Raw genomic sequence first — 17,791 nt, forward strand, 5'->3', positions numbered from 1 at the left:
TTTACGAATTCCTTCAATATTGAAAAAAGGACCGCCTCATTCGAAAGAGGTGATCCTCGTAATTACGATTGCAACCGTTGCTGGAATTTTTGGACGGGTGGTGCGAACAATTGGACAAGTGGGCCGATCGTGAATGTGACGATCAATGTCCCAAACCCTATCGGCCCGCTGAAAAGAAATGCGACTACAAGGGCAGACAATTCCCCGATCGTTTTTGCAACACCCATACTGACACCCAATCGTTTCTGGATGGCTAACATGAGTTTATCAATCGGGATAAGAGGAAATTTCGCTTGCAAATAAACTGAAATTCCAAAAGCTATGATGACCATCCCGACAGCAAATATAATGATTTGTTGAACCAATCCACTCGTATTGAATTGATCAAAAACCACGAGCAGCCAACTGTCAATGAATACTCCTGCTAAAAAGATCGTAATGACAGCAAGAACGTCAGGACGTGCCCGTAAAAGGATTGCATTCAATATGATCAACACGACGCCTACAATGAACACCCAGCTTCCGACGGTCAAACCAATCGTTTTCGAGAGACCGACATTGAGCGCATCCCAGGCACCTGTTCCTAATTCGGCTTTTATCGTTAAACTGACCCCAAGTGATATCAAACTTAGTCCAAGCACAAAACTTATCAGACGTATGATGAATGATTTCATGATGTCTCCCCCAACTTGAAAATTCATTTATCCATCATACCACGTTTGGCTTGAAGAAGGAATCACACTATTGCATTCCTCAATCTGATCATCGAAAAGCTTAACGTGGACCTCGGAATTTCATTTCGTACCGATTTCAAGGTCGGTAGACACCGTAGTTCGATCCCTTCTTTTTCAAGCAGCAGAGGTAACCCTTCCAGTCTTTTGACAGAGGTAGGAACCACCGTTGAACGGGAGGTGTAATAACCTGCGTTACGATCAAAACACTTAAACGATTTCCCATTAAACATATATTGATAGAGAACCGCGCTCTTCCACCGCTCCACCCAACCTTTTTCAATTACGATGACCATCCTTGTATCCACTTTGTACGCCTGGATATCTTCATTGGTGGTGTGGGCGTTTTTCCAAAATGCGATTCTCGGACAGTTTCTCGGGAACAAATAGAGCGGACTGTGCGCTTTGTCAATCGCCCAAACATAAGGGGGCTCCTCCAGAAAGGAAGGTGATTTTCGCGGATGGAACTCTTTGATTTGCCCTTCTTCACTAAAGTGATAATATTCGCTCAAGCTTCTCTTTCCTCAATCGTCGAAAGATGTTCAGAACAATTGAGAAGCTGAATTTCCCAATTTTCATCTGCAAACTTGAAAATCGATACGGATGTATTACCAAAACGGCATCTTTCAAAATCATTTTTCAAGTGCGTGAACAAATGATTGAGCAGAGCGCCATGGCTGACCACGATGATTCGGTCGACAGGATGTTTATGTTGCACCTCTTCTATGAAGGACTGAATTCTTGCAACTATGCTTTCTTCTTTTTCAAATTTCAGGTCAAGATCCTTCCAGTTCTCACCCCAACGTTCAATCCGCTCCTCCTCATTCGTGCCTTCCATTTCTCCCCAATGCAGTTCCCGGAGTCTTTCATCTGTTTGCACTGGAAGGCTCAGAACTTCCCCGACTGCTTCTGCTGTCGTTTTTGCACGGCTCAGGTCACTCGAATAGATCGTATCCCATTCTTCTCCTTCAAACCGCCGCCCCAATGCTTTCGCTTGTAGTATTCCTTCTTCATTAAGAGGAATATCCGATTGCCCTTGAGCTCTTGCTTCTAGATTCCAATTCGTAACCCCATGTCTGATGAATGCGATTGTTGTCATATTGAACCCTCCCTGAAAAATTAGCAGAATCGTTATATTCTCTATGGAATAGCAAATCCCTTTTATTTTAAAGGCTGTTTTCGCAAAGCTGTCCGAACTTGATCCATCTTCGGACACTGTTTCACTTTTTGCTCCTTTTCCTGTCCGAACTTAACCCGACTTCGGACAACTTTTCACCTTTTTTCCCTCTACCTGTCCGAACTTGACTCAGCTTCAGACAGCCTTTCTCTTTCTACTCCTCTTCCTGTCCGAACTTCCCGTGGCTTTCTCTCTCACAAAACCAAAAAGAAAAAACCTGCGAATACCGAGGTTCTTTCTAGCCTGTCTTCACTTGATTTTTACCATTTCGTTTTGCAGAGTACAAGAGTTTGTCCGCTTTTTCAAAAAACGCTTCTTTTCCCATGCCTGTTTCGTATTCGTTAACCCCTATGCTGACAGTCACCCTTGAGCCTTCCAATACACGGAAAGAAATACCTTCGATTTTACGTCGGATCCCTTCAATCAATATGATCGTTCTTTCCATCGGTTTTCCGACAAAAAGTACGATGAATTCCTCTCCACCATAACGTGCAGCAAAATCATCACTGGTGATCTCCTTCTGAATCAATTCTGCGATTTGTTTCAACACCTCATCACCAGCACGATGTCCATAGGTGTCATTGACTTGTTTGAAATTGTCGAGGTCGAAGATTGCCATCTGGATTGAAAAATGATACTGCGAATGGTGCGCAAGCAGTTCGTTTAAGTATTGATGGAATGAGATCTGGTTATACATTCCGGTTAAGGAATCGGTTTTCGACAGCTTTTCCATCAGTGTATTTTTCACAAGCAGATCCTGTTGGTCTTCTATTGACTGCCGATAATGTTCTGTCAACTCTAATCCTCTTTCAGTGATTCCGATAACGGCAAGGGCTGCAATCGATAGCATCGCCAGTAATGTGAAATGTTCGATGACGCCGATACTACTCCTCAACATAGGGTCGATGACCGAAAGTATAGAATAGCTGACAATGGTCAACACAGTCGTGTATATGATGATCTTCTTCTTGAAATAAGCGCCAGAAGTAAGAATAGGTAAAAACAAAGCCGCTTTCACTATGATCAAGTCGGGCCGGCTGTAGATGAAATTAAGTGCAATCAAAAGTCCGGCTGTGATGACGATAAAATCTCTTACAGGATTGTCCAACCGGACTGCAACCTCTGAACCTATGACAATTAAAGCACCGATTACGCCTGGAATGGCTACGAAATAGATCAGGTACTCTCCTAATGGAGCATCGGTGAAGTTATAATTGATGAGCTTGATGATGATCGCCAAAAAAATGATCAACCAGTAGACATTGAGAATTTTCCGATTCAATTTTCGAGTATCAAGTTCCACCCGGTTCATAGGCCACCCCGCTTTGAGTAAAAGGCTCTGTTATACTTTCAAATCTAAAATCCTCCAGGCGATCAAAACAAGCCTCCTAGCTTGCTTCTCACTGCGAGCTCTCACTTGGCCCGCTATCCTCCAGAAGTGCCTCGATTTTTGGTTGAGATTAGCGTAAATCACTCCCTTTCGGCAAGCGAAGCGCAGGGAGTGTCACGAATTTCTTTTAATGAACATCCAACTTAAAATTCAACAAAACCTAGTAATAAGGTGAGATCAGGATATAGACCAATACTCCTGTCAAGCTGACATAAAGCCATAAAGGCATTGTCCACCTTGCAATTTTACGGTGTTTTTCAACTTGCATGGTCAGACCACGGACCAGGGACAATAATGCTAATGGAACGATAACTGCTGCTAAAATGATGTGTGTGATCAAAATGAAATAGTAGATGTATTTTAATGGTCCTTCTCCACCATATGACGTTGATTCAGCTAAGTAATGATACGAAACGTAAGAGATTAAAAACAATGTTGTCGATGTGAATGCGGCAAATATGAAGCGGCGGTGCAGTTTGATGTTTTTACGCAGGATGAACCAAAGCGCTGCCAGCAAAAACACAAATGTAAAACTATTGAAAATCGCATTCAATAGTGGCAATACTGTGATGTCAAAGCCCGTTTCCCCCTCATACTCAGGTAAAAAGAAAAGGACGACGACCAATGCATTTATTAAAATCGATAGGAATACGACAAGTCCCGTGTAGCTTTTCTTACTTGTAGCAGATGAATTCTGATTCATGGTTTCTCTCCTATTCACAAAAGTTCTCCTTCAAGAATAAAAGATGCGTGAGCTGCGAGGCAACTTTTTGTCCATGAATACACAAAAGATTCAAATCTCACACAATGAAATTCATCTTTTCTTACTGATTCTTTCCAGATCTTCTAATACATCTTCTAGTGCGAGTAACTCATATATGATTGTCAGGCGTTGTGAGATATGCCGTTTCGTACTGGAAGCTTCGGTAACATTTCGGCGATCCCTCTCAGAAATGAACAAAGAATCAAGCTCTTCTATCAGCTTGTCATGCTGTTGACTTACGTTGTGTTCGGGATCTTTTAAGATAGCGGCAATTGATGCGGCGGAATGAATAATGGTCTGAGATTGGTCTGGAGGTAATTTTGCCTTCTCTATATTAAGATATAACAAATTTCCGAAATGATAAAGAATCTTTTGGAAATATTCCAATTTTTTGACAACCACACCGAATTTCTGGATATCCTTCAAATTATGCCTTCTGTATTTCCACTCCTCCCGTTGATATTGGGCAAGCGAAAAAGTACGTTCTAAATCCTTGCTTAAGCGTTGATATTCGAGCAACAGGCCTTTCGGGTTATTCTCTTCAATAAACTTTGTCAATAGTTGACCTGAACCCTCATAGAGTTCGTCTACTTTCTTGATGACCATTTCGTTATATTGCGGGGGAAGGATAATGAAATTGATGATGGTAGAAACAACGAGCCCGATCAGCGTTGTGCTGAGTCTCACAAAAAAAGAGTTCACAAATTGGTCTTCCGTTTCTGCAATCATAGCAACAGCTGTCAACGTAGCCACCAACATTCCAGCATCGAGCCGTAATTTGTGACAGACTGCCAGTGTAAGCGTTGCGGCTAACGCGTAGGCGAGTGAAGACTGCCCAAGCATTGATTCGAAAAGCATGGCAAAACCGGCACCGATCATAGCCGCTGGAAAACGGATCATTCCTTTTTTTATTGAATCGGATGCTGTCGGTTCAACAGTAACGATTGCTGTGATGACTGCAAATAGAGCCGGAAGATTGAAAATGTTACAGATCAGCGCTGTGACGAATGCAGCAAGACCAGTCTTGAGCACCCGACCTCCAATCCATTTATTTATAGCGAATTTTTTCACTTTTCATCCATCCCGATACACAATTTGTTATCTATTGTACCAATACTGACGGCACAGCTCCACCTGTCATTAGATTGCAATTTGGAAATGGATGTAACCATTTGTGGCATTTTTAAAAACCTTGAAATATTTTCATTTTAACAGTTCCAAAGAATCCTAATATATGACAAAATAAATACAGGAGTCTACTAAAAGTGAGGGAAGAAAATGTTTTGTTCGAATTGTGGAAATAAATTGCAAACGTATGACCGATATTGTGAAACATGCGGAGCAAAACGCCTGGAAACAGTAGAACCTACAAGAAAAGACATAAAACGTTGGTACTGGCTGACACCGCTCATAGCCTTCGTCATTACTGCAATCTGCCTATCAGGCTATTTTTATAGTGAACTTAATAAGACGAATGCCGCAATGGAATCTTTTAGAAAAGGGGAAACAGCAGCACTCGAAAGTGAGTATAAGGAAGCTCGCAAACATTTCGAAGAAGCACTTGAAATACGCTCGGAATTTCCTGCGGCAATGGAAAATAGAAAGCTGGTCAATTCCGCAATCGAAGCAAAGGAACGCCTACATATTGCCAAAAAACATCAAGAGGAACAAGAGTTCAGCAAGTCCTTTGAACAAATCGAAAAGGCCATGGAAATCGTCTCAGGTTACACGGGAAAAGTAGCCGATACCATCCAACTTGATATAAAAAGTGCAAGAACGCATGTAAATGTTGCAGAGATCAGATATGAAATGAACGGTAAGGCTACGCTTGAAGAGCTGGAGCCGATTTTGATAAAAGCCGAAAAGCTCGATATTGAAGAAGCTGAAGAAATTGCCGAAGACCTTCGTAACCGGATTACGAACATCGCCTATGCCCAAGCGAACCAACTACTGACAGACCATCAGTACTCTGCCGCACTTGCCTCGGTAAAAAAAGGATTATACCACGAACCGAAAAATGAGAAGCTCATCAGCTTGAAATCGACCATCCAGAATGAACAAGCCGCTTTCGAAAAGGCGGAGGAACATCGAATTGAACAAGCCCTCATTGCAGCAGCAGAAGAGAAAGAACGTAATTTGAATGATGCTCTAGAGGTCATCTCTCTCAAAACGTCGTTGAATGAATTAGGAGATCTTGTCGTCGAAGGGACTGTCAAAAGCAAAGCTACAGTTCCAATCAACTCTATTCGGGTTGCTTATTCCTTAATTGATAACAAGAAGAAAGTTTTTGATGATAATGAAGTCTATATCTATCCTGATATTCTATATCCTGGCGAAAAAGGATCGTTTGAATATACCCATTTCATGGTCGATAAAAAGCTTGACGTTAAATACAAGGAAGCGAATTGGCATTTGAAATAATACTCGCTTAACTTACTTTTCCCGCTGGAGTCTTGCATATTTCCAATGCCAAAAAGTTTCATCATCTTTACTTACAACAATCCATGAGCAACAAACTTTTAGAGAGCAGCCTAAAACTAAAATAATTGAAAGGGAGGATAAGAGTGAAACGTCCTGCCATTCTCTCCATTTTCTTAACTTCCCTGTTTTTGATCGCCGGTATTGCTGGAGGTTACTTTTTACATGATCATTATAGTAGTGTAAAAGTCCTGGCTACCTCATCGTTAGGTCACGAAAACAGCGAAAAGGAAAAAGTAGACTCTCCTAAAGAGAAAGATCTGAAGACAATCATTCACGAGAGTCAAAAAAGCGTTGTCCAACTTGAAGTCACTCACGATGATAGTGAAAGCGTGGGATCAGGATTCCTTTATAATGAATACGGGGATGTTGTCACAAACGCCCATGTTGTCAAAGGTGGAAAGAGAATCATGGTCCGTACAACAAATGCTCAGCAATACGAAGGGCAATTGATTGGTATTGGTGAATCAACTGATATCGCTGTCGTCCGAGTTCCAGAACTTGCAGGGGAACAATTCCTTGAAATCGCAACAGACTATGATACCGAAATCGGTGATGAAGTAGTAGCTTTAGGAAGTCCCCTTGGGTTACAGAACACAGTGACCACTGGTATCATCAGCGGCCTGAACAGGGAATTCAAGATTGATGGCTATACCTATTCGAATGTCTATCAAATTTCTGCACCCATCGCCAAAGGGAACAGTGGAGGTCCACTTATTGATAAACAAACAGGGCTGGTCCTTGCACTTAATTCAGCTGGAACGGAAGAAGGGTCAATTGGATTCAGTATCCCTCTATCAGATGTGCATAAGAGAATTTCAGGCTGGTCCGAAGATCCTGTAGAATATACAAATGAATCTGATGATAACACCGGCCTCCCTTCTTCTGAAATGACAATAGATGCAGAGAAGAGTAGATACCTGGTCGACTATTTCATCAACAGTCTAGCATTTGGGGATTATGTCACAGCGTATTCCCTGCTCGGCAGCAAATGGCAGACGGGCACGCCGTATAAAAAGTTCCGGGAAGGATATATCCATACCATAGACATCACCAAAAACAAAATCAGCAGTGAGCCTGTTGAGGATGGGAATAAATATAAGGTAACGATTATTATAGAAGCCCTCGAGCGTACGAAGGACAAAAGTACGAAAACCGTTTTATATAAATGCAATTATGAGGTCGGCCTTGAAAACAATCAGCCGAAAATTTTGAGTGGAAATGCTGAAGAAATTGAATAGGGAATAATGACGAAATGGTGCATCATGTCTTCTGGTTGGAAAAGCCAGATGGGGATGCATCCTTTTTCTGTTTTTTCTTAGACACTAACACTCCCCTTTCATGAGTGTTTTATCTTTTTTATAAGTCTTGCTATACTTTAAACCATAATTGCAGACATAAAAGGAGCAGAAAAATGATTACCCTCTTGATCGACATGGATTCGGTGATCTGCGATTTGATGAGCGAATGGCATCGCCGATATAACGAAAAATATGACGATAACCTTAGTGTAGAAGATCTTCATTGCTGGCAAAGCGAAAAGTACGTCAAAACGGAATGCGGCACCAAAATCTATGATTTTTTAGATGAACCGGATTTGTTTATCCAGCTGGAGCCATTACCGAATGCCATAGAAGTATTAAGGAGGCTTTCTGAACGACATGACATCCTCATTGTTACAAGCAGCCGTACCTACGCATACACCGAAAAGGAAAAATGGGTTGAAAAGTATCTTCCGTTCATAGGGGCAAGAAATCTGATTTTCACACACCGCAAGGATATGGTCAGAGGAGATATCCTTTTTGACGATGCACCACATAATTTAATCGCTTTCGAAGAGTCGGGCCGAAAAGCAATCGCAATGGATTATCGATACAATCGAAATGTAGATGTTGAACGTGTCCATAATTGGCTTGAGTTTGAGCAATGGGTTGAAAAATATGAAATGGGTGAACAATCGTGAAAAAAACGGATATACTCATCATCGGCGGTGGGCCAGCAGGAATATCTGCGGCAATCTGGTGTCAACGCCTTGGCTTGAATTATCTACTAATTGAAGAACAGTCAGAGTTAGGTGGACAATTGAAGGATATCTATAACCGTATCGTGGATTACCCTGGATATGTTTATGAAAATGGACAAACTCTTAAACAGCATCTGACCAAACATATCGATGAATTGGATGCCTGTTATCATGTAAAGATGCAAATCCATCGCCTTGACCATGCCAATCGAATTGCTTCACTTATACAAAATGAAAAAGAATCGAAAATCAATTATCGCTATTTGATTCTTGCAACCGGGACTTCAGTAAGACGACTCGACATACCAGGTGAGCAAGAAATGATCGATCGTGGTGAAATATATTCTGCCACAAAGGATCGACATCGTTTTGATGGGAAAAAAGTGGTTGTAGTTGGGGGTGGCGATCGTGCATTCGAAGGTGCCCTGTTATTGGCAGAAAGCGGAGCAAAAGTTTATTTGGTCCATCGTTCCAAAGAATTCCGGGCACGTGAAGAGTTTAAGCGGCCTGTGACAGATCACTCTAAAATCACCATTTTATGTGACACTGTCGTCAAAAACATTCAACACGCAGAAAACGGGATCGTCGGAGTCGACCTACGAAACCGCATGAGCAACTCTATCACTCAATTGTCGGTTGAAGGTGTCTTCATCCGGATAGGCGTCCAACCGAACATCCGTTACGTTAAAGAATACGTCAACCTTGATGAAGGGAATTATGTTCAGGTCGATTCTTGTCAACGGACAAGCGACCCGTACATATACGCAATTGGAGATGTATGCACACACCCTGTATTTTCGAGTATATCCAATGCAACTGCACAGGGAATGATTGCAGCTAAGCATCTTTCTCTGAAGCTGAGTTGATGAAATGATAGCCTGATCATCCAAATGAGAGAGCTGTCTCCGAGTGCCAAACACTTACGGGACAGCCCCCCCTCCATCTCATTAAAAAGGGCTAACTATCCATTCATCACAAGTTGGGTGCTCCTGGTCGAGTAGATTGCGCTCTCTTCAACTGGTGCTCAATGCTCACCTCTGGACAATGCAGTTGAATGAGTTGTTCAGTTTCACTGATCAACTCCTCCAATTGAGCGATACTATCCGTTAATGAGCTATTTGTAAAAATCTGATGAATCCTATCTGAAAAAAACTCCGGTTTCACTTGCATTCTTTCACTTGTTTCATGCAGCCATTTCAATCCTGGATGATGGATATACATTTCATTCAATGCACTCAATGTAACGAGTAATTTTTTTGAAACATCCACGAATATTGAATGAAGGAAAAGTGAATCTTTTCGTTGAGCAAGAGCTTCACGACTTTGCCACCTTCCATCGAAGTCAAACGAATGGAGAATAAGCTTTTCTTTTAAAGCTTTTGGATATGGAAAAATTGATGTGAGGTAACTTTTAAAAATCGCTGTGCCTTTGAAGGGAACGCCATCTGCAATCGCCCCGATCAGACATTGTTTTTCAAGGGAGGTGTCCCCATCCGTCATCGATTGGATATACCCCTCCACTGTTGAACCCAGGAAACTGCTTATTTCAAATTTTGTCCCGTTTGCCAAAAAGGACTCCGACCATTCCTGGTCTTCGTAAGGATGAAAATTCAGGATCTCTCCTTGCGCCTGGCTGATGGGATGCAAGCGATCCTGATCATCAGGTGGTTCATTCCATATCAAAAAAAGTTCAACATCAGAAAACTGATCTTCCCAGCCTCTCGAAACTGACCCTCCTAAAAAAATCACCTCAAGCTTCGGATTTGTCTTATAGACTCCTGCTATTTTTCTAGCCTGTTCGAATAAAGTCATTTGCTGCTCCCCTGTCATAGAATTCAGTTCCAATTATAGCAAAATCAAACGATATTTCAGTGGTCGATTTTGATATAATTGGATACAAATAGGAGGTAAAGTTATCATGCATGATTCAGTTGAATCCCAATACCAGTCAAGTTCACCGCTTGAGGCAAGAATCCAGCTCCATAAACGTTACAGTACAAATTCAATAAATTGGTTCGAGTGGTATTTCAATGAAATGGATCTGTCAGAAGGAGACCTGATTTTAGATGTAGGTTGTGGCACGGCGGAATTTTGGGCCATGAACGCAAAAAAGCTTCCAACAGATGTCAGGCTTATTTTGGTTGATACCTCAGAAGGCATGATACAGGCGGCAAAAAGAAACCTTCATCATACAGAAATAAATGTAGAGTATCTAGTGGGAGATTTATGTTCCCTCCCTTTTAGAAATGAACATTTCGATGTTGTGATGGCAAATCATATGCTTTATCATGTACCCGATGACAAGCGGAATGAGGGGTTATCTGAGTTGAAGCGTGTACTTAAAAAGGATGGTCTCCTTTATGCTTCCACTAATGGAGACAAGCACTTGTCAGAGATAACTGCCCTCATCATGCATTTCCACCCCTTGCTTAATCCTGAAACCCCTGAACTTCATACCTTCAGTTTGCAAAATGGTGCAAATCAACTTGAGACGCTGTTCACTGATGTCGATTGTCATCGCTATGATTGTGATTTAAAAGTGACCGATGCACGCCCATTAGTCGATTATATTCAGTCGATGATGAGTTCTGCTGCGGAACAACTCAAAAACACAACCATTGGAGAAGAATTTGAAAAGTATATCCATCGCTTGATCTGTGAGCATGGAAACCTCCATATCACAAAAGAAGTTGGTTATTTCAAAGCGTTGAAACAAGCTCGGACCGAATCTTTGAACATAATTGAATAACGTTTGTGCACCCCCATTTCTGCCCAACATAGAAAGAATGTTTATGTACATCGTATAGAATATTTTACCTTCCTACTCGTTTTTGATAGATTTATTTTATAGCCTACATAGAAGGGGTGCAGTCAACGTCATGGCGGATTGGTATAATACAATGGTCGATTACTTTACCGATTTGGATCTTTGGATTGATTTCGGTATTGCTATAGCTATTTTCATTGCATTTGTCATTTTCAGAAAACTATTTACGAAATATATTTTCAGATTGATTTCTAGATTAACTGATAAAACATCAACCAAAGTCCTTCATAAAATATTATTGGCTTTTGAAAAACCTTTGAATGCCTTTTTTATATTTTTAGGTCTATATTTGGCATATAACTCGTTGGAGATGCGTACCGAGGATGTCCACTTGCCTCTTAGGCTGTTCCGGACTTCGGTCATCATTCTAGTAACATGGGGATTGATCAATCTTTCGTCGTCGTCTTCCATTCTTTTCAGGAGCATTCATCGACGATTGGATTTACAAATGGACCAGATTTTGATTCCATTCTTCTCCAGAGTTCTAAAGGCTGTTATCGGAGCGATTGCCATCAGTGTGTTAGCTCAGGAATGGGGATATAACGTAAATGGTTTTGTTGCCGGTCTAGGAATTGGGGGATTAGCATTCGCTTTTGCTGCTAAAGAAGCATTGAGTAATCTATTCGGCGGAGTCGTCATCATCATGGAACGACCATTTTCAATTGGAGACTGGATACAAACACCTTCAGTTGAAGGCATTGTCGAAGATATCGGATTCCGGAGCACGCAAGTCCGGACTTTTGCTGATGCCCATGTTACAGTACCAAACGCTAATATCGCCAATGAACCGATAACGAACTGGACACGCATGCGAAAGCGCAGGATTTCTTTCAATCTGGGAGTCGAATACACGACACCAAAGGAAAAACTTGGAAATGTGGTTGAGAAAATCAGGAATATGTTGAAAGAGCATGAAGAGGTCCATCCAGAATTGATCATCGTCAATTTCGATAGCTACAACTCCAGCAGTCTTGATATCTTTATCTATTTCTTTACAAAAACGACTGCATGGATCAACTTCCTGGATGTAAAGCAGGATATCAACCTCCGTATCATGGAAATTCTAGATGAAGAAGGTGTCTCTGTCGCATTCCCTAGCAGAAGCATCTATATGGAAAATACACACCAGCAGATGCATCCTGTTCGTGACGAAACACAAGACCCTGCCTCTACTGCTACCACACCTAGTGGTAATATCGATAAAAGAGCAGACGGTACTCGGGGACATGGCAATGAGGATGGAGAATGAAGCTAACGATCAGGTATTTTCAGAACTCTGCCTGAATTATTAAATTTTACAGATGATTGTAGTCATTTAAAGAGGCTGACCGAAATGGCAGCCTCTTCTTCTATGTTCTTCATCCATTTGTCGAATATTTGCTTACATCTTCTACTTCGCCATTTTGGCGGTGTATGACCACCTGACTCGGCCTTGAAGCATCAGCAAGGTCCTGCGCCTCCTGGTATGCCGCTTCTTTCGTATCAAACGTTTTCTCCGGCCGATCACGTCCTTCGATTTTTATTTCCCAACGATTATTATCTTCATTCGGTAAAATGTGATAGATTTTATCTCCCATCTTCTTTCCCTCCTTGGATTTATTTTGTACAAACACTTCCCCTTCTCTGAAGTTTTTACACATAGAAACTGATTAAGTCAGACGTTTTGGGAAAAGTAAGGAGACGGAGGTGATCATTTTGAAGAAAAAGAAAAAAGATCCGACAACGATTGGGCTCCCTTCATCCCAGCCTGAAGGACAAGGAACCGGCTATGAAAAAGGACCATCTGTCGATTCATCAAGGAAGAAAACAAAGAAATAAAGAAAACTTGGTTAAGCCTTTGGCGCAGGCTTAGTTTTAGTTGCGCTTATACTGAAGAAAGTAGTTTATACTTTCTTTAAGTGTAAAGAAAACTTGGCAACTCAGGAGACTGTCCGGAATGTGTCTGAATCCCTCCGCCTTGAACGACATTTAGAGAAATAAATGTTGTCGTAGATGGGGCTGGCAAATTACTTTTATGACAGTTTCCTTTTTTAATAACGTTTCATGAATAACACCTTCCTTAAAGGGTAAATATCTACATAGACGTATTTGGGAGGTAGTCATGCGCTTTTTTCCTAAACCAAGAGTGGTTGTAAGTAAATGTTTAGAATTCGATGCCTGTCGCTATAACGGGGATGTTTTAAAGGATTTGACTGTACGTAGCTTGATGCCGTATGTCGAGTTCATCCCCATTTGTCCTGAGGTGGAAATCGGGCTTGGTACACCAAGAGAGACGATTCGACTTGTAGACTCCCGCAATGGACCGAGACTCGTGCAACCATCGACCAAAAAGGACCTTACCGAAAAAATGGATGTATTTTCAAATGAGTTTTTTCACTCGTTTCCTGAAATTGACGGATTCATATTAAAAAACCGCTCACCAAGCTGTGGTACAAGAGATGTAAGAATCTATACACGAATGGAGAAATCCCCAGTTAAAGGAAAAGGAAGTGGTATTTTCGGTGGGAATGTCTTAGAAAAATACGGACATCTTGCTGTTGAAGAAGAAGGACGATTGACAAACTTCACGATACGTGAGCATTTCTTGACGAAGCTCTATACACTTGCTGCTTTTCGGCTTATAAAACAGGATGCTACCATACAAAAACTGATCCATTTTCATTCGGAAAACAAGTATCTGTTTATGGCTTACAACCAAACCCGGTTGAAAATGATGGGGCGGATCCTGGCAAACCATAAACAATACAACCATTTCGATGAGGTTGTACTTGATTATGAAGAACAGATGCATTTTATGTTCCAAAAGGCAGCAAGATATACATCGAACATTAACGTTTGTCAGCATATCATGGGCTATTTTTCCGACGATTTGACGAAAAAAGAACGTGATTATTTCCTTCACATGCTTAATCGGTACAAGGAACGAAAAATACCACTAAGTAACTTGCTAAGCATATTGAAATCCTGGATCATCCGTTTTGATAACGATTATCTGCTTCAACAGTCTTTCTTCGAACCATATCCCGAGGATCTGATCCAGATGTCCGATTCCGGAAAAGGTAAGGATTATGCGTAAAGAAAACTGGCAAAGTCAAGCCATTGGCGCAGGCTTGGCTTTGCCAAGTTTTCTTTAATTATGTCAGATTGTCATAATACTGGTCGATCATTTTTTCGATTTCATCTTCATTGGGCTTATCCCCTGTGAATTCAAAAGGCAGCTCTTGCTTGAACGTTCCGCCTTCATACACATGGACCGCGCCGTTTTGATGAGATACACTATACTCGATTTCAAATGTATATGCCCCTCGTTGAATAGCACCCATAGAATCAACCTCCTCTGTTCTCATCTAGTATGGACAGATTCAGTCGTTTTCATTTATGGGCGGAATTTGCCAATCGATTTCCTCGATTCCATTTTCACGCAGAAAATTGTTGATTCTCGAAAATGGACGGCTTCCGAAAAATCCCCTGTTTGCTGAAAATGGACTCGGATGGGGCGACTTGATGATCAGATGGTGATCATTCGTAATGAGCTCTTCCTTTTGTTGAGCGTGTTTCCCCCACAACAAGAACACTAAAGGTTTTTCCCGTGCATTCAATGTACGGATGACGGCGTTTGTGAAATGCTCCCAGCCAAGCCCCCTATGGGAGTTCGGTTGCTTGTGCCGGACAGTAAGAACGGTATTCAGCATCAACACACCTTGTTCTGCCCAATGGACTAGCGACCCATGATTTGGTGACTCACAGCCGATGTCCTGTTTCAACTCTTTAAAGATATTTTGCAGCGATGGCGGTTGTCGAACTCCTGGCTGAACGGAAAAACTCAACCCATGGGCTTGCCCTGGTCCATGGTAAGGATCCTGCCCGATTAAAACGACCTTCGCTTTGTCATAAGGAGTAAAATGGAGGGCATTGAAAATATCATACATATCCGGGTAAACCTGACTAGATTCGTATTCTGTTTTTAGTCGATCACGTAACTCTAAGTAATAGTCTTTTTGAAACTCCTCTTCAAGTACGTCAGACCAATCGTTCTTCAAAATTCCCATTTGTTACTCACCCATTTTTATAAGATTACTAGATTGAAAATAGTATAGCATACGAAAATGGACCCTTTCGATCAGGAAACCCTTATGAAATACTTCTCTGGTCGTTTGGACCCTAGCTCTTTATTGTTAAAAGGAGGGCACTGTTTCGGACAGCCTGCAGCCTTTTTCTGTTCTTCCTGTCCGAAGTCGCCTCATGTTCGGACAGCCTCCAAGCTTTTCCTCCTCTTCCTGTCCGAAGTTGGCTCGAGTTCAGACGACCTGTCACTTCTCTTGTCATTTTGTCTAAAGATATATTCAATTCGCGGTTTTATGACACGGTTCTAATTATTTCCCCGAGAATATTTGACAGATATTGACGACAAATTTCCCTTCTAGACCATGAACTTCTTGATCAGACTGCTTGAATCAGCGCGTAGATATCTTGATCGTCCTAGATAGAGAGGAATTTCAAGTTTTTCAAAATCCGGAAGCCCCTTTTCATTGAAAAGTGCGTCGTCCCTATAAAATTGTGTGATGTCAGCGACAAACCAGTCATGATCGCCATAGCTGTTCACATCAATAGTTTTACATTCATACGCAACATATGCATCTTTCAAAATCGGTGCCTCCGTCGTTTTCCCACGGTCAAATGCCATACCACCCAGTTCAAATTTATTCGTATCACTTCCTGAATAGGTTCCTGTTTGCTGGATGAATTCAGCTTTTTCATAGGGTAAAAAGTTGATTGCAAATGACCCGGCACCTTTTATGAGATGGTATGTATGTCTTTCCCTCCCGATTGCAACACCATAAATTGGCGGATCATAAGATATGTACGAGTGCCACCCCGCAGCCATGACATTATCTTCTCCCTCAAACGATACGGTTACGATAGCGACCATCCCGGGGTAACTATGATCACCATTTTGTCTGTCGGTTTTCTCAAAAAATCATCCCCTTGCTCGACATTTTTTCCTCCATTATCACATGAATCCGTTTTCTTTGTCATATTCAAGTTTGCTATAATGAAAGACAGCCGTATTGGAAGAATCAGGAGGATACAGAAATGAAAATCAAAAAAATACCTATAGATGATATTGCGCCATTCATCTCCATCGTGAGCCGCGCTTATCCAGGCATGAAACTAGTTTCGGAAGACGATCTCCAAAAAACAACAGATAGATTCATAGACATTCAAGAAAATGATGATTCCGCTTCCTTGTATGGGGCTTATCAATCTGGGAAACTCGTCGGCGGTATGCAGTTTCATGATTTCGAAATGATGTTTCATGAGCAAAAGATCCCTGTCGGTGGAATCGGTATGGTAGCTGTCGATCTGGTTCATAAAAAAGAGGGCGTAGCAAAGTCTCTTCTCGAACATTTCCACCAGCACTACCATGACCGCGGAACCTATTGTACTGCACTCTACCCATTCCGGCCGGACTTTTACAAGAAAATGGGGTATGGATATGGAACGAAAATGAACCGCTATCGTGTCCAGCCGGATCACCTGCCGAAAGGTTCCTCGAAAGCGCACATCACCTACCTTACGCAGGATGATACAGAGAGAATTATAGATTTCTATAATAAAAAAGCTATTCGTACGCACGGTCTGATGATTCGTACTGTAAAAGGTTTCTCACGTCCGATGAAACAGCCGGGTAATTATACGATCGGTTATGTAAAAGATGGTGAGGTGAAGGGGTATGCAGGATTTTCCTTCAAATCCAACCCTGACGACACCTTCTTGCAAAATGACATCATCGTCCATGAAATGCTATATGAAGATCAGGAAGTCCTGTCAGAAATGCTTCGCTTCTTCCATTCACAACAAGATCAGATACGTTCGATTTATTTTGATACACAGGATGAGCATTTCCATCATTTATTGACAGATCCATCTAACAGTACAGGTCACCTCATCCCGCATATTTACCATGAAAGCAATACACAAGGGGTCGGGTTGATGTACAGGATCCTTGATACTGAAGCTTTTTTGAAACAAGTGTCAAATCACAACTTCAACAACGTAACAGTATCCTTGAATGTCAGAATCCAGGATTCGTTTGTGCCAGGCAATACGCGCACCGTTCATCTTCATGCCCAAAACGGCAGTCTTACGATCACTGATGAGGAGAGAGCTGATGTTGAAATCAAACTGGATATTTCTGATTTTTCATCGGTTGTGATGGGTGTTGTTCCATTCGAAACGTTATATACCTATGGGAAAGCTTCCATTTCTAATCCAGCATATCTACACACCGTCACCGACCTTTTCAGTGCACGGAAAAAACCGATCTGCCTCAACCGATTTTAAAAAGATCCTTGCCTAGTCAAGATCCTGGTGAGGCTAAGCCTTGCGCTGCGGAATAAA

Annotated in this window: 20 protein-coding genes; 9 read left to right on the plus strand and 11 right to left on the minus strand. The window is 41.7% G+C overall.

Going from position 1 to position 17,791, the window contains the following annotated elements:
- Positions 1–62: 62 nt before the first annotated feature.
- The 6 genes from N8M93_RS09210 to N8M93_RS09235 all read right to left on the minus strand — a co-directional run bounded on the left by N8M93_RS09210 (position 63) and on the right by N8M93_RS09235 (position 5,132).
- Positions 63–674, minus strand: coding sequence for a YitT family protein (locus N8M93_RS09210; RefSeq protein WP_261131220.1), 612 nt, complete (start codon positions 672–674; stop codon positions 63–65).
- 62 nt (positions 675–736) lie between these two features.
- Positions 737–1,243, minus strand: a complete 507-nt coding sequence (locus N8M93_RS09215; RefSeq protein WP_261131221.1) for a DUF6886 family protein — start codon at positions 1,241–1,243, stop codon at positions 737–739.
- Complete coding sequence (locus tag N8M93_RS09220; protein ID WP_261131223.1) at positions 1,240–1,830, minus strand: histidine phosphatase family protein; 591 nt, start codon at positions 1,828–1,830, stop codon at positions 1,240–1,242. The genes N8M93_RS09215 and N8M93_RS09220 overlap by 4 nt, the downstream gene beginning before the upstream one ends.
- Positions 1,831–2,146: 316 nt before the next feature.
- Positions 2,147–3,220, minus strand: a complete 1,074-nt coding sequence (locus tag N8M93_RS09225; RefSeq protein WP_261131224.1) for a GGDEF domain-containing protein — start codon at positions 3,218–3,220, stop codon at positions 2,147–2,149.
- Positions 3,221–3,458: 238 nt separating this feature from the next.
- Positions 3,459–4,001, minus strand: a complete 543-nt coding sequence (locus tag N8M93_RS09230; protein ID WP_261131226.1) for a DUF420 domain-containing protein — start codon at positions 3,999–4,001, stop codon at positions 3,459–3,461.
- Between the two features lie 111 nt (positions 4,002–4,112).
- Complete coding sequence (locus N8M93_RS09235) at positions 4,113–5,132, minus strand: aromatic acid exporter family protein (RefSeq protein ID WP_261131228.1); 1,020 nt, start codon at positions 5,130–5,132, stop codon at positions 4,113–4,115.
- A 207-nt stretch (positions 5,133–5,339) separates the two neighbouring features.
- On the opposite strand from N8M93_RS09235, the gene N8M93_RS09240 reads away from it, so the two are divergent.
- The 4 genes from N8M93_RS09240 (at position 5,340) to N8M93_RS09255 (ending at position 9,428) form a co-directional block, all read left to right on the plus strand.
- A complete protein-coding gene (locus tag N8M93_RS09240; protein ID WP_261131230.1) occupies positions 5,340–6,482 on the plus strand; it encodes a zinc ribbon domain-containing protein in 1,143 nt (380 codons plus the stop codon).
- Between the two features lie 143 nt (positions 6,483–6,625).
- On the plus strand, positions 6,626–7,780 hold the full coding sequence (locus N8M93_RS09245; protein WP_261131231.1) for a S1C family serine protease: 1,155 nt from the start codon (positions 6,626–6,628) through the stop codon (positions 7,778–7,780).
- 173 nt (positions 7,781–7,953) lie between these two features.
- Positions 7,954–8,502: a 5' nucleotidase, NT5C type gene (locus N8M93_RS09250; protein WP_261131232.1), complete on the plus strand. Its 549-nt coding sequence runs from the start codon at positions 7,954–7,956 to the stop codon at positions 8,500–8,502.
- Entirely contained in the window at positions 8,499–9,428 is a 930-nt protein-coding gene (locus N8M93_RS09255; protein WP_261131233.1) for an NAD(P)/FAD-dependent oxidoreductase, read from the plus strand. Before N8M93_RS09250 ends, N8M93_RS09255 begins: the two co-directional genes overlap by 4 nt.
- A 106-nt stretch (positions 9,429–9,534) precedes the next feature.
- Here N8M93_RS09255 and N8M93_RS09260 read toward each other — a convergent pair whose 3' ends face one another.
- A complete protein-coding gene (locus tag N8M93_RS09260) occupies positions 9,535–10,374 on the minus strand; it encodes a cytoplasmic protein (protein WP_261131234.1) in 840 nt (279 codons plus the stop codon).
- Between the two features lie 106 nt (positions 10,375–10,480).
- On the opposite strand from N8M93_RS09260, the gene N8M93_RS09265 reads away from it, so the two are divergent.
- Both N8M93_RS09265 and N8M93_RS09270 read left to right on the plus strand, forming a co-directional pair.
- Positions 10,481–11,311 (plus strand): class I SAM-dependent methyltransferase, encoded by an 831-nt coding sequence (locus tag N8M93_RS09265; RefSeq protein ID WP_261131236.1) that lies wholly within the window; start codon positions 10,481–10,483, stop codon positions 11,309–11,311.
- Between the two features lie 130 nt (positions 11,312–11,441).
- Positions 11,442–12,638 carry a mechanosensitive ion channel family protein gene (locus tag N8M93_RS09270; RefSeq protein ID WP_261131238.1) on the plus strand — a complete coding sequence of 399 codons (1,197 nt, stop codon included), beginning with the start codon at positions 11,442–11,444 and terminating at the stop codon, positions 12,636–12,638.
- A 109-nt stretch (positions 12,639–12,747) separates the two neighbouring features.
- Here the strand turns inward: N8M93_RS09270 and N8M93_RS09275 are convergent, their stop codons facing one another.
- Entirely contained in the window at positions 12,748–12,966 is a 219-nt protein-coding gene (locus tag N8M93_RS09275) for a DUF2188 domain-containing protein (protein ID WP_261131240.1), read from the minus strand.
- 118 nt (positions 12,967–13,084) lie between these two features.
- Here N8M93_RS09275 and N8M93_RS09280 point away from each other — a divergent pair, with 118 nt between their 5' ends.
- Together N8M93_RS09280 and N8M93_RS09285 are read left to right on the plus strand one after the other, a co-directional pair.
- Entirely contained in the window at positions 13,085–13,207 is a 123-nt protein-coding gene (locus tag N8M93_RS09280) for a YuzL family protein (protein ID WP_261131241.1), read from the plus strand.
- Between the two features lie 283 nt (positions 13,208–13,490).
- Positions 13,491–14,465 (plus strand): DUF523 and DUF1722 domain-containing protein, encoded by a 975-nt coding sequence (locus N8M93_RS09285; protein ID WP_261131242.1) that lies wholly within the window; start codon positions 13,491–13,493, stop codon positions 14,463–14,465.
- Between the two features lie 58 nt (positions 14,466–14,523).
- Here the strand turns inward: N8M93_RS09285 and N8M93_RS09290 are convergent, their stop codons facing one another.
- The 3 genes from N8M93_RS09290 to N8M93_RS09300 all read right to left on the minus strand — a co-directional run bounded on the left by N8M93_RS09290 (position 14,524) and on the right by N8M93_RS09300 (position 16,274).
- Positions 14,524–14,712, minus strand: coding sequence for a YbxH family protein (locus N8M93_RS09290; RefSeq protein WP_261131243.1), 189 nt, complete (start codon positions 14,710–14,712; stop codon positions 14,524–14,526).
- Between the two features lie 39 nt (positions 14,713–14,751).
- Positions 14,752–15,438, minus strand: a complete 687-nt coding sequence (locus tag N8M93_RS09295; protein ID WP_261131244.1) for a uracil-DNA glycosylase — start codon at positions 15,436–15,438, stop codon at positions 14,752–14,754.
- 371 nt (positions 15,439–15,809) lie between these two features.
- Positions 15,810–16,274 carry a flavin reductase family protein gene (locus N8M93_RS09300; protein ID WP_396125481.1) on the minus strand — a complete coding sequence of 155 codons (465 nt, stop codon included), beginning with the start codon at positions 16,272–16,274 and terminating at the stop codon, positions 15,810–15,812.
- Positions 16,275–16,483: 209 nt separating this feature from the next.
- Here N8M93_RS09300 and eis point away from each other — a divergent pair, with 209 nt between their 5' ends.
- Positions 16,484–17,734 (plus strand): enhanced intracellular survival protein Eis, encoded by a 1,251-nt coding sequence (eis, locus tag N8M93_RS09305; protein ID WP_261131246.1) that lies wholly within the window; start codon positions 16,484–16,486, stop codon positions 17,732–17,734.
- The last annotated feature ends 57 nt before the right edge of the window (positions 17,735–17,791 follow it).

The sequence above is a fragment of the Bacillus sp. Marseille-Q3570 genome, from assembly GCF_946151055.1.
Taxonomy (GTDB): domain Bacteria; phylum Bacillota; class Bacilli; order Bacillales; family Fictibacillaceae; genus Pseudalkalibacillus.

Coding starts and splice junctions, on each gene's coding strand:
- N8M93_RS09210 (WP_261131220.1), bottom strand. CDS start 674: ATGAAATCATTCATCATACGTCTGATAAGTTTTGTGCTTGGACTAAGT.
- N8M93_RS09220 (WP_261131223.1), bottom strand. CDS start 1,830: ATGACAACAATCGCATTCATCAGACATGGGGTTACGAATTGGAATCTA.
- N8M93_RS09225 (WP_261131224.1), bottom strand. CDS start 3,220: ATGAACCGGGTGGAACTTGATACTCGAAAATTGAATCGGAAAATTCTC.
- N8M93_RS09230 (WP_261131226.1), bottom strand. CDS start 4,001: ATGAATCAGAATTCATCTGCTACAAGTAAGAAAAGCTACACGGGACTT.
- N8M93_RS09240 (WP_261131230.1), top strand. CDS start 5,340: ATGTTTTGTTCGAATTGTGGAAATAAATTGCAAACGTATGACCGATAT.
- N8M93_RS09250 (WP_261131232.1), top strand. CDS start 7,954: ATGATTACCCTCTTGATCGACATGGATTCGGTGATCTGCGATTTGATG.
- N8M93_RS09260 (WP_261131234.1), bottom strand. CDS start 10,374: ATGACTTTATTCGAACAGGCTAGAAAAATAGCAGGAGTCTATAAGACA.
- N8M93_RS09265 (WP_261131236.1), top strand. CDS start 10,481: ATGCATGATTCAGTTGAATCCCAATACCAGTCAAGTTCACCGCTTGAG.
- N8M93_RS09270 (WP_261131238.1), top strand. CDS start 11,442: ATGGCGGATTGGTATAATACAATGGTCGATTACTTTACCGATTTGGAT.
- N8M93_RS09275 (WP_261131240.1), bottom strand. CDS start 12,966: ATGGGAGATAAAATCTATCACATTTTACCGAATGAAGATAATAATCGT.
- N8M93_RS09285 (WP_261131242.1), top strand. CDS start 13,491: ATGCGCTTTTTTCCTAAACCAAGAGTGGTTGTAAGTAAATGTTTAGAA.
- N8M93_RS09290 (WP_261131243.1), bottom strand. CDS start 14,712: ATGGGTGCTATTCAACGAGGGGCATATACATTTGAAATCGAGTATAGT.
- N8M93_RS09295 (WP_261131244.1), bottom strand. CDS start 15,438: ATGGGAATTTTGAAGAACGATTGGTCTGACGTACTTGAAGAGGAGTTT.
- N8M93_RS09300 (WP_396125481.1), bottom strand. CDS start 16,274: ATGGCTGCGGGGTGGCACTCGTACATATCTTATGATCCGCCAATTTAT.
- eis (WP_261131246.1), top strand. CDS start 16,484: ATGAAAATCAAAAAAATACCTATAGATGATATTGCGCCATTCATCTCC.